At 36.4% G+C, this 14,867-nt stretch carries 17 protein-coding genes; 6 read left to right on the top strand and 11 right to left on the bottom strand.

The genetic code is table 11. The features are described from left to right. Positions 1-75: 75 nt before the first annotated feature. The 6 genes from ACUN28_RS08795 to dacF form a co-directional block, all read right to left on the bottom strand. Positions 76-174: a methionine/alanine import family NSS transporter small subunit gene (locus tag ACUN28_RS08795; protein ID WP_000016826.1), complete on the bottom strand. Its 99-nt coding sequence runs from the start codon at positions 172-174 to the stop codon at positions 76-78. After that, complete coding sequence (locus ACUN28_RS08790) at positions 174-1,700, bottom strand: sodium-dependent transporter (protein WP_016086437.1); 1,527 nt, start codon at positions 1,698-1,700, stop codon at positions 174-176. Before ACUN28_RS08790 ends, ACUN28_RS08795 begins: the two co-directional genes overlap by 1 nt. Before the next feature lie 136 nt (positions 1,701-1,836). Beyond that, positions 1,837-2,595, bottom strand: coding sequence for an RNA polymerase sporulation sigma factor SigF (gene sigF, locus ACUN28_RS08785; RefSeq protein ID WP_016086436.1), 759 nt, complete (start codon positions 2,593-2,595; stop codon positions 1,837-1,839). Positions 2,596-2,607: 12 nt separating this feature from the next. Next, positions 2,608-3,048, bottom strand: coding sequence for an anti-sigma F factor (gene spoIIAB / locus ACUN28_RS08780; RefSeq protein ID WP_001243399.1), 441 nt, complete (start codon positions 3,046-3,048; stop codon positions 2,608-2,610). Continuing rightward, a complete protein-coding gene (gene spoIIAA / locus ACUN28_RS08775; protein WP_000059133.1) occupies positions 3,049-3,399 on the bottom strand; it encodes an anti-sigma F factor antagonist in 351 nt (116 codons plus the stop codon). Positions 3,400-3,569: 170 nt separating this feature from the next. Beyond that, positions 3,570-4,760 (bottom strand): serine-type D-Ala-D-Ala carboxypeptidase DacF, encoded by a 1,191-nt coding sequence (gene dacF / locus ACUN28_RS08770; protein WP_016086435.1) that lies wholly within the window; start codon positions 4,758-4,760, stop codon positions 3,570-3,572. 166 nt (positions 4,761-4,926) lie between these two features. Here dacF and ACUN28_RS08765 point away from each other — a divergent pair, with 166 nt between their 5' ends. Genes ACUN28_RS08765 through ACUN28_RS08750 form a run of 4 tightly spaced genes read left to right on the top strand, consistent with a single transcriptional unit; the run spans position 4,927 to position 8,324 of the window. Next, positions 4,927-5,346 carry a GntR family transcriptional regulator gene (locus ACUN28_RS08765; RefSeq protein WP_000548032.1) on the top strand — a complete coding sequence of 140 codons (420 nt, stop codon included), beginning with the start codon at positions 4,927-4,929 and terminating at the stop codon, positions 5,344-5,346. Beyond that, entirely contained in the window at positions 5,312-6,193 is an 882-nt protein-coding gene (locus ACUN28_RS08760; protein WP_016086434.1) for an ABC transporter ATP-binding protein, read from the top strand. Before ACUN28_RS08765 ends, ACUN28_RS08760 begins: the two co-directional genes overlap by 35 nt. After that, complete coding sequence (locus ACUN28_RS08755) at positions 6,183-7,247, top strand: ABC transporter permease subunit (RefSeq protein WP_016086433.1); 1,065 nt, start codon at positions 6,183-6,185, stop codon at positions 7,245-7,247. Before ACUN28_RS08760 ends, ACUN28_RS08755 begins: the two co-directional genes overlap by 11 nt. Positions 7,248-7,259: 12 nt before the next feature. Continuing rightward, positions 7,260-8,324 (top strand): ABC transporter permease subunit, encoded by a 1,065-nt coding sequence (locus tag ACUN28_RS08750; RefSeq protein WP_016086432.1) that lies wholly within the window; start codon positions 7,260-7,262, stop codon positions 8,322-8,324. A gap of 24 nt (positions 8,325-8,348) precedes the next feature. On the opposite strand, the gene ACUN28_RS08745 is transcribed toward ACUN28_RS08750, so the two are convergent. Together ACUN28_RS08745 and ACUN28_RS08740 are read right to left on the bottom strand one after the other, a co-directional pair. Then, complete coding sequence (locus tag ACUN28_RS08745) at positions 8,349-8,894, bottom strand: hypothetical protein (protein ID WP_016086431.1); 546 nt, start codon at positions 8,892-8,894, stop codon at positions 8,349-8,351. Between the two features lie 102 nt (positions 8,895-8,996). Continuing rightward, positions 8,997-9,416: a MarR family winged helix-turn-helix transcriptional regulator gene (locus tag ACUN28_RS08740; protein WP_016086430.1), complete on the bottom strand. Its 420-nt coding sequence runs from the start codon at positions 9,414-9,416 to the stop codon at positions 8,997-8,999. 159 nt (positions 9,417-9,575) lie between these two features. Here ACUN28_RS08740 and ACUN28_RS08735 point away from each other — a divergent pair, with 159 nt between their 5' ends. Both ACUN28_RS08735 and ACUN28_RS08730 read left to right on the top strand, forming a co-directional pair. After that, on the top strand, positions 9,576-10,247 hold the full coding sequence (locus ACUN28_RS08735) for an SIMPL domain-containing protein (protein WP_016086429.1): 672 nt from the start codon (positions 9,576-9,578) through the stop codon (positions 10,245-10,247). A gap of 134 nt (positions 10,248-10,381) precedes the next feature. Continuing rightward, positions 10,382-11,671, top strand: a complete 1,290-nt coding sequence (locus ACUN28_RS08730; protein WP_016086428.1) for an NCS2 family permease — start codon at positions 10,382-10,384, stop codon at positions 11,669-11,671. A gap of 36 nt (positions 11,672-11,707) precedes the next feature. Here ACUN28_RS08730 and corA read toward each other — a convergent pair whose 3' ends face one another. The 3 genes from corA to ACUN28_RS08715 all read right to left on the bottom strand — a co-directional run bounded on the left by corA (position 11,708) and on the right by ACUN28_RS08715 (position 14,866). Further along, entirely contained in the window at positions 11,708-12,670 is a 963-nt protein-coding gene (gene corA, locus ACUN28_RS08725) for a magnesium/cobalt transporter CorA (protein ID WP_016086427.1), read from the bottom strand. Between the two features lie 62 nt (positions 12,671-12,732). After that, positions 12,733-14,037 (bottom strand): pyrimidine-nucleoside phosphorylase, encoded by a 1,305-nt coding sequence (locus ACUN28_RS08720; RefSeq protein ID WP_016086426.1) that lies wholly within the window; start codon positions 14,035-14,037, stop codon positions 12,733-12,735. Between the two features lie 7 nt (positions 14,038-14,044). Then, positions 14,045-14,866 (bottom strand): purine-nucleoside phosphorylase, encoded by an 822-nt coding sequence (locus ACUN28_RS08715; protein WP_016086425.1) that lies wholly within the window; start codon positions 14,864-14,866, stop codon positions 14,045-14,047. Position 14,867: the final 1 nt, after the last annotated feature.

The following is a 14,867-nucleotide window of genomic DNA, read 5'->3' as shown; positions in this document are numbered from 1 at the left end:
TATTGAATTTTTTTCTAATACAATTTTTTCATAAAAAAAAACATCTGTACCGTTTCGGTACAGATGTTTTTTAGTTTATGCCTTTTTCTTAAATAAATTTGCAATACTTAATGCAAGCCCTCCCCAAATGACTACTATTCCAATAACCATCATCATAATCGCTGATCCACTCATTATGAAACACCTCGATCTTTCCATTCTTTTTCAAGCTTGGCAGAATCTGAATGTATTTGTGCATCCCATTTTTTCAGACTAATAATTAGTGCCACAATAAGGAATGCTGCCGCTATCGACCAACCATACGTTACAACAAACTCCGTTGGATAATCTCCGTAGTTCTTTTTAATATTTTGGATTGTGCCATCAATTAACATGTACCCTAACATAAGCGGAGTAATAACGAGTAGACTCACTCTCCAAAACGTTCCTAACTTAATATCAGATACGAAGTTTGCATGATTTTGATAAACTGGTAAACGGCGTAGAATGAGCCCTATCGTAACTACTTCCGCTAATGCAATTGAAATTAATCCGAAATTATTAGCGAAATAATCAACAACATCTAGGAACATAAGCCCGCCACGTGTTGCAAAAACAAGAGAAACTAGTACGAGAAGTGTCCCCATAATTCCAATTGTTTTTTGGCGGCTTAAACTGAACTTTTCAGATACGGCAGCAAAACATACTTCCGCAAGCGAAATGAGGGATGTAATTCCAGCAACCGTTAATGATAAGAAAAATAATACGCCAAATAACGGTGACATCGGTAATTCATTAATAATTTGAGGGAATACTACGAACGCAAGCCCTACACCAGCACTTGCTACTTTATCAACCGGTACTCCCATATTGTTTGCCATAAATCCAAGAGCTGCAAAGACCCCAATCCCTGCTAATAATTCAAATCCTGAGTTTGCAAAGCCAGTAATAAAGGCATTATTTGTTGTATCTGAGTTTTTCGGTAAATAACTAGAATACGTAATCATAATTCCAAATGCTAAAGATAAACTAAAGAAAATTTGACCGTAAGCAGCAAGCCATACCTTTCCATCAAAAATACGACTCCAATCCGGTTTAAAGAATGCATCTAATCCTTGCATTGCACCTTCCATCGTCACTGCACGAACTACGATAATAAGGAACATAACTACTAATAAAGGAATGAAAATACGGTTAACAACTTCGATTCCTTTTTTAACGCCTTTGAATGCCACACCGAGCACAATAATCCAAACGAGAGCTAATGGAATTAATACTTCCGGCACAAGACCCCCAAACTGTCCTGGCTTATCGGCAACATGTAGATATTCTTTAAATAAAAATGATTGCGTGTCTTTCCCCCATGCTCCAGTAATTGCAAAGTACGTATACGAAATAGACCAAGCAATAATTACTGCATAATATGTTGAAACGATAAACGTTACACACATTTGCCACCATCCAATAAATTCAGCACGTGGATTAATACGGAAGAATGTAAGTGGTGCTGAACCACGATGACGATGCCCAAGAGCAAATTCAAACGCCAATAATGAAATACCAGTCGTTAATAATGCGAATAAGTACGGTAAAAAGAATGCGCCTCCCCCATTTTCATACGCTGTATAAGGAAAACGCCATATATTTCCTAATCCAACGGCAGAGCCGACCGCTGCGAAAATAAATCCAGCCCTCGTTCCCCATTGTTGCCTCGTTTCCATATTTCCTTCCCCCTTTGTGACAAGTTCATACTTGGATTATATTTTAAATTAACTAAATTATCAATAAATTCTGTTAATTTTCACGAAAGTTTACATTCTCCTCCTATTAAAGTCATAAAAAAAATCGAATAGATAGCTATTCATCTATTCGATCTTTCATCTGTTTTAATATTTTCTTTTCAAGTCTTGAAACTTGTACTTGCGAAATGCCTATGCGTTCCGCTACTTCTGATTGCGTTTGGTCTTTATAATAGCGTAAATACACAATTAAACGTTCTCGATCATCTAATTCTCTAATTGCTTCTTTTAAAGCAATTTTATCGAACCATTTCGTTTCAGATTGATCGGCAATTTGATCTAAAATAGTAATCGGATCTCCATCGTTTTCATACACCGTTTCATGTATGGATGAAGGAGCACGACTCGCTTCTTGCGCCAGAACAACTTCTTCCGGCGTTAGTTCTAACGCCTCGGCTACTTCATTAATCGTTGGAGCCCTTCCGAATTCTTTCGAAAGCTCGTCTCTCATCTTCCGAATTTTGTTTCCGGTTTCTTTTAAAGATCTGCTTACTTTCACCGATCCATCATCACGTAAAAATCGCTGTATTTCGCCAATAATCATTGGAACTGCATATGTTGAAAATTTCACGTCGAAAGATAAATCAAATTTATCTACCGATTTTAAGAGTCCAATACATCCAATTTGAAATAAATCGTCTGGTTCGTATCCTCGATTAAGAAAACGCTGCACAACCGACCATACGAGACGCATATTACTTTGAACGATTGTATCCCTTGCTTGTTGATCTCCATCTTGACTTTTTTGAATTAACGCTTTTAGCTCGTGGTCCTTTAACTGAGGTTTCTTCTTCTCATTTCTGACCTCTATGTCCATTGGCTATTCTCCTTAATTGCATAGAGCGTTACTATTTGATAAGTATTTTGTCAAATGGATTGTTGTCCCGAAAGATTCGTTTGAAATAACTTCTACTTCATCCATAAAATTTTCCATGATAGTAAATCCCATTCCCGAACGCTCTAATTCAGGTTTAGTTGTAAAAAGGGGTTGTCTTGCTTCATCTAAATCAAAGATGCCAATCCCTTCATCTCGAATCGTGAGTTTCACCATTGCTTCTTCCAAAATTACAGAAATATAAACAACACCTTCTGCATTTCCTTCGTACCCATGAATAATTGCATTCGTAACTGCTTCTGACACAACCGTTTTAATCTCCGTAAGTTCTTCCATCGTTGGGTCTAGTTGGGCAATGAAAGCAGCTACTGTAACGCGAGCGAATGATTCATTTTGACTTAATGCTGAAAATTGAAGGTTCATTTCATTTCTCATTTATGCCACCCCCAACGTCGCGAGCGCATGCGCTTCACTTTCTTCTAAGCGAACAATTTTAAATAAGCCCGACATTTCAAATAAACGCTTAACAGGCGGTGAAATTGCACAAACAACCATTTCCCCACCTAATCCCTTTACATGCTTATATCGGCCTAATATAACACCTAAACCAGAACTATCCATAAACGATAAGTTCTCTAGGCTCAAAACAATATGATGAACACCATGTGTCTCAATCATATCTGTTACTTTCGTTCGCAACTCTTCAGCAGTATGATGATCTAATTCACCCGCTAGTCTCACACATAGGACGTCACGTTTTACTTCTAATTGCATGGAAAGACTCACACGATTTCCTCCTTATGCTCAAACTTTACTCATTTACATACATAAAGATTTTCGTGATACAACATAAGAATCCTTCCTACTGACAAAAGAAGAACTATTTCGCCATAAAGTGAAACCATTCAACAATTATTTACTTTCATAAGAATAGAAAAGCGGCAAAATGTTTGCCGCTATTTTGATGTTGAAAACATCCCAAAACTTCTTTTAAATAACTCCCACCAGCTCGCTGCAGCAACATCTTCTTTTGCTACAATAGTTTGTTTTAATAAAACATCTTTATCTTTTTTAATAACAAGTGTACCAAGTGCGTCACCTTTTTTAATCGGCGCTTTCACTTTCTTTTCAGCAATTACTTCTTGTTTAACTTTGTCCATATTGTCGCCCTTCTTCATAAGAAGAGACACATTGTCTGACGCGACTAAATCTACCTTTTGTTTTTTCCCTTTTCCTACTTGAACAGTCTTAATTTTTTCTCCACGCGTATACAATTTCTTTGTCATATATTGTCCAAATGCGTAGTCAAGAAGCTCCGTTACTTGGTTGTTCCGTTCTTTCGATGTAGGTGCTCCCATAACAACTGAAATAACACGCATGCCATTTTTTTCAGCCGATGCTGTTAAACAATATTTTGCTTCTGTCGTAAAGCCCGTTTTTACACCATCTACTCCAGGATAAAAACGTACTAGCTTATTCGTATTAACGAGCCAAAACTTCTTATCCGTATCTTCTCGTAAATAGTCTTCGTATTTACCGGTATATTTGCGAATAAGTGGGTACTTCATCAATTCTTTCGCCATTATAGCCATATCATTCGCTGTGGAATAGTGGTCTTTAGCCGGAAGACCTGTTGGGTTTTGAAAATGAGTATTTTTCAGTCCTAAATCTTTCGCTTTTTTGTTCATCATATTTACAAAACCTTCTTCTGAACCAGCGATATGCTCCGCTACTGCAACAGATGCATCATTTCCAGATGCAATGGCAATACCTTTTAGCATTTCATTTACAGTCATCTCTTCTCCAGGCTCTAAAAAGATTTGTGATCCACCCATTGAAGCTGCATGCTCACTTGCTCTAACTTTATCGGTCAGTTTTAGTTTTCCTTTTTCAACTTGTTCCATAATTAATAGCATTGTCATAATCTTCGTCATACTAGCAGGTGGTAACTTCTCATTTGGATTTTTATCAAACAAAACTTTACCTGTATCTTGTTCAATTACAATTGCTGACGACGCTTGTTCCGCTAACTTCGGCGTTGTTTCTTCTGTTTTCTCCTGCTTCGTTTTCTCAGATTGTGCGAAACTAACTGAAGTACCAGAAAGCAATAACATGAAACAAACAAGTATTCCAAAAACTCGCTTCATGACTAACCCTCCATTCTATATCAGACCTATTTTTTCCAATTTTTTATTTTTTAATACCATATTTTTCTAATATTTTCAGTTGACAAATACATTCATCACCTATATTGTATTAAGTGTATTACATCGAGTAGTACACTTAATACAAGTCAGAAAGGAGACATTGCTCTTGCATATTCAACTTGATCCAAGAAGCAACACTCCGATATGGGAACAAATTGTTCAAAATATAAAAGAACTCGTATTGAAGAACATGTTAGCTCCAAGTGACAAACTACCTTCTGTACGCGAACTCGCTTCTTTACTCGTTATAAATCCAAATACAGTGAGTAAGGCGTACCAAGAGTTAGAGCGACAAGGGATTATTGAAACATTACGAGGAAAAGGAACATTTGTATCCCAATCGATTACCCCAACATTAGACGAAAGGAAAATCGCTATGGTTGAAAAGCAATTTCATCAATTACTATTAGAAGCCTCTTATCTTGGTGTTACGAAAGATAAAATTCATGATTGGATAGATTCATATTACAAAGAGATTGGAGGAAATGCGGATGCTGAAAGTGACAAACTTGAAGAAAACGATTGATAATCAAACGATTTTAGACGATGTTTCTTTCACATTACAAAGAGGAAGTATTGTCGGATTACTCGGAAGAAACGGTGCGGGGAAAACAACTTTATTGCGAACGATGGTCGGCATTTTAGACCCCGATGTGGGAACTGTTACATATGAGGATACCGACATTCATAAAAATCCTGAGACAAAACAAAAAATCGTATATGTCCCGGATTCTACTAACATACTGAACGGCTATACGATAAAAGAAATTGTAAAGTTTTATAAAGCAGTTTATACCGCATTTGATGAAACACATTTCTATGAGCTATTAGAACGTTTTAACTTACCAAACAAACGAATTCGTAGTTACTCAAAAGGAATGAAAGCACTGCTTGCCATCATTTTAGCCGTTGCTGCAAAAGCAGAATATATCATTTTAGATGAACCGACAAACGGACTTGATCCTATCGTGAAAAGACAAATTTTACAGTTTCTCGTTGGAGAAGTTGCAGAAAAAGAGATTACCATTTTCATCTCAACTCACCATTTAGATGAAGTGGAACAAATTGCAGATACAATCATTATATTAAAAGGCCATACTATATCTTCTATTACATCACTAGACGATGCAAAATCACGATTTGCTAAAATCCAAGTAGCTTATGAACGTTCATTACCTCAAAAACTAGAAAACTTAAGCAATATTAAAATATTAAATCAAACAGGAAAAGTATATACAATCTTAATTGAGGGAAATGTGGCTACAACACTGGAGAAATTTTATAAAGAACAACCTATACTCATTGAAGAATTAACAATGTCACTTGAAGATGTCTTCGTTACGACACTGGAGGAGGATGGGTATGTTTCATAAGGCGTTGTGGATGTGGAATTGGAAGCGCGGGAAATATGCTGTGTTACTATTCTTCTTTAGTTCGCTTTACTTGTTACCTTTTGGCTACTATAGAAGTGCTCAGCAACAACTTGATGCGTATTACGAATTACAAGAAAAAGGGAAACAGTATTATTATTTTTATACCTTTTCTTCAGGAGAAGGTAATAGTTTTTGGTTAACTGTTCTTATCATTGCTTTAGCCTGCTTATTGATAGGATGGGAACGTAGCAACCAATCTAATACACTACTTATGACGATGCCTTTTAAAAGACAAGACGTTTTCTTATCTAAATGGACTTTCGGTTCCTTTTGTATTGTAAGCTCTTTACTTGTAAATTGGATTCTTATGTATGTGATTTATAGAACAACCATTCATTTTGATTATCAATCATTTAGTCCATTTCATCGATACTTTCTTTATGCGATTGTTTCTTATGTTGCAGTATATACAGCTGCACTATGCATCGGTACTTTTACTGGAAGCGTTGTTTCGCAGGTTGTTTTTTGTGTTCCGTGGTTACTAGCAGGGGTTACATTTATTACATTACTATACACTTTTACAATAAACCATTTAGACGCTGCAAATATTAAAAATGAAAACTTATATCGACAACTTTATGAAATCAATCAAAAAACAAATATAGTTGCACCAACTAATCACTTTTCTATCAATTATTACTATGATCCGGAATCCCGTAAGATCGAGAACAATCCAACTACTTTAAGAGATCCAGCATCTCATATATATTATTCAGCCAAATCAATGTTAGTCCCTATTTTCTATACGATATTTTATTTACTACTTGGGACATATTTATATACACGATCGCCAAATGAAAACGGTCAGAAGATATTTATTTTCCAAAAGCATTTACGAATATGGATATGGGGGACAACCATTTACTTTGCATTACTAGGCGGCTATAAAATAAACCATTTTCATTTCTTACCTAGCTACTATATCGGTTTGTTTCTAACTGGAATCATTACTTATGTTATATTATCACGCCTAACAAATTATAAAGTTTTTTAAAGGAGAGATCCTATGTTTCAAAAAGCTCTATGGCTAAGAACGTATCACCAAAGTAAGTATGTTGTTTGGTTATTTTGGCTCGTCAGCTTCTATACTTTGTCATATTACTACTATATGACTTCTATTCAAGAGGAACAATTTCTAAATGACAATAAAAAGTGGAACTATATATATCATTACACCTTTGATTTAACACTACTAGATCCTGTCATGCTGTTAGGTAGTGTACTTATCGTGCTAGCTTGTACGTTAATTGGATGGGAAAGACAAGATAACTCTAGCGACTTGCTATGGTCTATGCCCTTTAAACGTTCACACCTCTATATAACAAAGTGGTTGTTTGGAATCTGTAATATCGCCGCTGTTGTCGTTTTAAACTGGGGACTATTTGCTATTATGAAAAAGTTAACTTTTCATAATAAATATCAAGTATTCTCCCCCTTTCATAGTTACTTTATATACATGTTAATTGTATTAATTGCTATTTATACACTTGCCTTATGTATAGGTACAATTGCAGGGAATGTTATATCGCAAGGATTTCTCACTACAGCTATATTAATCTTCCCAGCTTTACTTCCATCACTCATCTCAGGAGTCATTGCAGTTCACTCAAACACTGAATTTCATGAGGACAATGGTCTTATACATGATGTGATGGAAAACATACGTATTTCTAGTCCAGCAGAAGATTTTGCCATTCGCTTTAATTACAGTCCTCAAAGCGCTTATACTGATGAAGATGGAGTACGTCATAACGAACCAAACTTTACAAAGATTCCACCGGTAAAAACATTGATTGGACCTATCGCACATATCATTATTTTATTACCACTCGGTATATATTTATATGCCCGTTCAGTCAATGAACGAAATGGTAACTACTTATTATATCCGAAACTACAAAAAGTAGTATTGGCTTGTGCGATTTTCTTTGGTGGTATCGTTGGAGGTTTAATGCTAAGTCGCGCGCAGTCATTGTCCAGCTTTTACATCGGATTTTTGGTGACTAGTTTCATTACGTATTTCTTCCTACCTAAAATATTAAAATGGAAAGTCTCTTGGAATTTCAAATAATATAACCTCCTCTTGACGAGGAGGTTATTTCACATTCTCTCTTCTTTTCCCATACTCTTTTTCTTGCTTCGTTCCAAACCCATCACCATTTGCCACGATTTGATCTGTTGGAGCAACTATACTTTCAGCAATTCTCCATTCTCCCCCTTGTTGAATAAACACTTGCATAAAATAATTCATTCCATTTAATTGATACGGATTTTCTTTTTTCACTTCATAACGAGCTGCAACATAATACACTTGCACATTCTCAGCCTCAAACTTAGAAATATATTGCGATAACCTCGGGATGTACTGCGATGCTTTCTGAAGTGGAAGTTGTTTTACTTTTACAAGAGAAGACTTTGTTACATTACTGATCGTATCTTCATGCCGAATGTTGTCACTATGATGAAATAAAATAGCGTTCTGCATAGAACGAATCCATAGTTTCGAATATAAAACAGGTTGCTTATTTGAAATATGTTGTAATTCTTTTTGAACGACTTGAAGAGGCGTAGCGGCATTCGCGAATTGATGAAAGCAGAAAAAACTTCCAATCACAATGAAAAGCGTACAAATACGTTTCATAATTTTTCACTCCGATTCTTTTTAATTAAAGTATTGGAGTTTCAAAATGTTTTTATTCAAAAGAAAAAGGATAGGAAAGCTTCCGCTTCCTATCCTCATTTATTATAATACGCGGCCAAATAGCTCTAACACCATTTCGATTTCTTGGTCGCTCCAACCTTTAAATCTCTCTTTATAATATTCTTTACGCACAGCTTCAAGTTTTTCAGTTACTTCTCTTCCGTGTTCTGTAATTTCTAAGTACACGATACGACGGTCTGAATTTGAACGCTTTCTTTCTACAAACCCTTTTCGTACGAGACGATCAGTAACAGCTGTAATATGACTGGAGGTTACGTTTACTTCACTCGCAATTTGCGAAGCCATCTGTGGACTGTTTAAAAATAACGCACGTAATACAGAAAATTCATTATATGGCATATGTTCTGCAAAACGTGTATTAATATCATTTTGTAATAAACGTATCATCTTTCTAAATGATCCGGATAACTCTAAAATCAGTGTTTCTCTTTTGTCGTTCACTAGCCTCGTCCCTTTTTTATCATATTTACACATATTATAATCTATAAATACCTATGTTGTATATGCTTTCTTTCCTCTACATTCTCATTTATGTAACTTTTTTCATATAAATTTCTTTTTTGTTCACACATATACATATAAAAAGGATGGTGATGGAAAATGCAGGGTGGAATGAATCCTTATTTACACAACGTACGCACAGCTAATACTGGTAAAGAAGCGACTATTACTGTACAAGGTGAAGGTGTTGTCAAAGCGAAACCCAATGTTGTTATATTAACACTTGGCATTCGAACTGATAGTAAAAATGTGAAACAAGCACAAGAAGAAAATGCAGTGCAATCAAAACAATTGCTGGATGCACTTAAACAGCTTGGTATTGCTGATAAAGACATAGAAACGATTTCTTATACAATCACTCCTCAATACGAGTATGTAAATGATAAAGCATTACTACAAGGATACCGTGTGGAACATTTGTATGAAATTACCGTTTTAAATGTACAAAAAGCAGGGGAAGTATATGATATAGCCGTTTCAAATGGAGCAAACTTAGCAAAGGGATTACGTTTTCGAATATCGCATCCAAATAAATATTATGAGCAAGCTCTCATTCAAGCTCTGCAACAAGCGGTAGAAAAAGCTCGTGCTATTGCGAGTACATACAATTTAAACATTAATCCTGTTCCACTCTCATTCGTTGAAGAATCTGCCCAGTTACCAAGGGAAGTGACATCCTATGCTACTTTACATGCACAGGCAGCCCCGCCCATTCAATCGGGAGAACTAGAGATCATTTCCACAATACGAGCGATTTTTACGTATTTATAAATAATTTTATTTATAAGTAAACGTTATCATTTTCCTTGTTGTAAAAACATGATGTTCTGATATAATAAAGGACGGTGAGCTCTTACAAAAGAGATATCACGGGTGGGAGAGGGATATGAAAAAGAAGGTTTAACATGAAAGGAATACTTGAAAGTACATTTAAATTAGGTTTACACGAAACATCACCAAAACAAGAAGTTTTAGCTGGAGTTACGTCATTTTTCACGATCGTATATATTATGATTGTAAATGCGTCAATTTTATCAGATGCTGGCATTCCTCTTGAAGCTGGAATTTTAGCAACTGTTTTCAGTTCATTTGTCGGATGTCTGCTCATGGCATTTTGGGCAAATGCACCTGCTATTCTTGTCCCTGGTATGGGTGTAAATGCATTCTTCACGTACACTGCTGTGCATACGCTCGGATTAGCTTGGCAGGAAGCATTAGCAGCTGTCTTCATCTCTGGTATTATTTTTGCAATTGCTGCGTTTACACCAATCGCTCGCGTGCTCTCAGTATCGATTCCAAAGTCATTAAAGGAAGCTATTACTGTCGGCATCGGATTATTTTTAGCGTTTATCGGATTGCAAAAAGGTGGTTTAGTCGTTTCGAATCCAAATACTGCTGTTGCAATGGGTAAATTAAGTAACCCTGTCGTTCTTGCGACACTACTTACTCTTATCGTTGCACTTGTACTATTTATTCGTAACGTACGTGGAAACTTTTTATGGACGATTGCAATAGGAACTGGTATTGCATGGCTATTTGGTCTTGTTGATACAAGTCAAATCGGAAATAGTTCATTCTCATTCGCTAATTACGGCGATGTGTTTGGAGCTATGTCATTTGGCAAACTTTCTTCCTTACCGTTTTGGATTGCAACATTCTCCTTAAGCATGGTGCTTATTTTTGAGAACATGGGACTTCTACACGGTTTATTAGAAGATGACCGTAAATTCCCACGTGCTTACCAAGCCAATGCAATTTCAGCAATGACATGTGGTCTATTTGGCACAAGCCCTACCGTATCAACAGTAGAGAGTGCCGCAGGTATTACTGCAGGCGGAAAGACAGGTCTGACGTCTATCGTTACAGGTTTGTTATTCTTTGCATCACTGTTTGCACTTCCGTTTGTCAAACTAATTCCTGATAGTGCCATTGCACCAATCTTAATTATTATTGGCGGCCTGATGATTACAAGCATTCAACAAATTCCTCTGAACGATTTTTCAGAAGGATTTCCAGCGTTCTTAATTATCATCATGATCCCGCTCACATATAGTATCGCTGATGGCATTGCGTTCGGATTTATTGCTTATCCTATCTTAAAAGTTGCTCTTGGAAAGCGTAAAGAAGTCGCACCGTCTATGTATATCATTACATGCTTATTCTTAGCCATGTTTGTATTACATGCTATTGGTTAAATAAAAAAACACCGAGGTGAATACCTCGGTGTTTTTTTATTTAAACCAGCCCTTTTTATAAAACCAGGCCATCATTCCGCCACCAATTAACGCCATTAACAATAGACAAATAAAATAACTATACTTCCCACCAAGCTCTGGCATATGTGAAAAGTTCATCCCATATACTCCTGCGATAAATGTTAGTGGCATGAAAATAGTTGAGAAGACCGTTAATGTTTTCATAATGTTATTCATATGATGTGAGTTTAATGAAAAATAGCTATCTCGAATATCTGCCGTTAACTCGCGGCTTGCCTCAATCATTTCTGTCAGTTTAAGCAAATGGTCATGTATATCTTTAAAATAAATCTCATGATCACTTATACCGTAAAAACGAGTCGAATTTAAAATACGATACAATAAATCACGCATCGGAATGATTGTACGCCTTAGCTTCGATAAATCTGCACGTATATCAAATACTTCTTCTAGTACACTTCCTGCTGTCTCACCCGTTAAATTATCATCAATTGCATTTAAATGATCCTCAATGTAATAGACAGGCGCAAAATAGTCATCTACAATTTGGTCGATAATTGTATGTGCTACGTGTAAAGGACTATTTTTAATACGCTTCTTTTCTCCAAGTGTTTTCCATACTCTCTCGATTGCATTGTTATGAGAAAAATGGAAAGAAACAATATAACGGTCACTAATAAATAAATCGATCTCGTGCGGTTCTAATCCATCCTCACCAAATGCATGAAGAACTAAAAAGTTATATCCATCATAAAAATCAACTTTTGGCCTCTGTACATATTCTATACAGTCTTCAATTGCAAGGGGATGGAACTTAAAATGATCTTGCAAAATGTATGTATACTCTTCTTTCGTTGGCTTATATAAATCTAGCCAATACCATACAATATGGTCTTTCTTTGTTTCTTCTAGCGAAACATCATATAATACTTCATCTGCTTTTGTTATTGCACAAATTCTAATCATAATTTCACCCATTATTATTATAAACAAAAAATAGTAAAAAAAGCCAAGGAGAAATACTCCCTGGCTCTTTTTTATTATTCAGTAACGATGCCGTGCACTAATGTTGGTGCATCTACATGTTCGTTAGCAATCTTCATGTTCTCATAAATTTTTGCTTTTACATCTTCCACATTTTCGCGGTTTGCGTAAATTGTAACAAGGGATTCACCTTTTTTCACGCTGTCCCCTACTTTTTTGCGAAGCATTAAGCCAACTGCTAAATCAATTTCAGATTCCTTCGTCGCACGTCCTGCTCCTAAAAGCATTGCTGCTGTTCCGATTTCATCTGCAACGATTTCTGATACATAACCGTCTTCTTTCGCTTCCACTTCAATTTTGAATTGTGCTTGTGGCAATTTAGAAGGATCATCAACAACAGATGCATCTCCGCCTTGCGCTGATAAGAACGTTTTAAATGATTCTAGCGCTTTACCGTTGTTCATTACTTCAATTAATTTTTCACGCGCATCTTCTAAAGAGGAAGCTTGTCCAGCAAGGTATACCATTTGACTTCCAAGTGTTAAACATAACTCTTCTAAATCTTTCGGTCCTTTACCTTGTAATGTATCAATTGCTTCTTGTACTTCAAGCGCGTTACCAATAGCCTCACCAAGTGGTTGACTCATATCAGAAATAACAGCCATCGTATTACGACCAACGTTATTACCAATGCGCACCATTGCTTCTGCTAAACGTTTTGCATCTTCATCTGTTTTCATAAATGCACCTGCTCCAGTTTTTACATCAAGAACAATTGCATCTGCACCAGCAGCAATTTTTTTACTCATAATCGAGCTTGCAATAAGCGGGATTGAGTTTACTGTTGCCGTTACATCACGAAGTGCATACAACTTTTTATCCGCAGGTGTTAAGTTTCCACTTTGACCGATAACAGCGATTTTGTTTTCATTTACAAGACGCATGAATTCATCATTTTCGATTTCAACATGGAATCCTGGAACTGCTTCTAATTTATCAATTGTACCACCAGTATGGCCTAAACCACGTCCAGACATTTTTGCAACCGGTACACCTAAAGCGGCTACTAATGGACCTAATACAAGTGTCGTTGTATCACCAACACCACCTGTTGAGTGCTTATCTACTTTTACCCCTTCAATAGCTGATAAATCGATTGTATCACCACTATTTACCATTGCCATCGTTAAATCAGCACGTTCTTGATCGTTCATATCTTGGAAGAAAATTGCCATTGCAAGTGAACTTACTTGATAATCAGGAATATTCCCATTCGTATATCCTTCAACAATAAAGTTAATTTCTTCTGTCGTTAATGCATGTCCGTCACGTTTTTTTGCAATTAGGTCCACCATTCTCATTGTGAGGTCACCCCTTCATTTGTTTTACGATTGCTTTTACTAATGCTAAGAAGTTAGCTTTAACACGTTCTGTCGTTTCGATTACTTCATCGTGGTGAAGTGGCTGATCTAAAATACCAGCTGCCATATTTGAAATACAAGAAATACCCAGTACTTTCATACCAGCATGACGAGCTACAATTACTTCAGGTACTGTTGACATACCAACTGCATCTCCGCCAAGTGTACGAAGCATACGAATTTCAGCAGGCGTTTCATATACAGGACCTGTCATTCCAACGTATACACCTTCTTGTACTTTAATATTTAAGTCTGCTGCAACTTGTTTCGCCATTTCGCGAAGCTCTACTGTATATGATGTAGACATATCAGGGAAACGTACACCCATTTCAGAATCATTTGGTCCGATTAATGGATTTGTACCCATGAAGTTAATGTGGTCTGAAATTAACATAAGATCGCCTGGCTCAAATGATGTATTTACACCACCAGCTGCATTTGTTACAACAACTGTTTCTACACCTAGTTCTTTCATAACACGAACTGGGAATGTTACTTTTTGCATGTCGTATCCTTCATAGAAGTGGAAACGTCCTTGCATTGCTACTACTGTTACACCTTGAAGTGTACCGAATACTAGTTGACCTGCATGACCTTCTACAGTTGATACTGGGAATTCAGGGATTTCACTGTATGGTACTGTTACTGCGTTCTCGATTTCTTCTGCTAATACACCTAGTCCAGATCCAAGGATTAGTCCTACTTGTGGTGTCTCTTGAAATTTCTCTTTTAAGTATGAAGCTGATTTTGTAATAAGTTCACGATTCATT

The sequence above is a fragment of the Bacillus sp. WC2507 genome (genome assembly GCF_052656125.1).
This window is presented reverse-complemented; position numbering and strand designations above follow the sequence as displayed.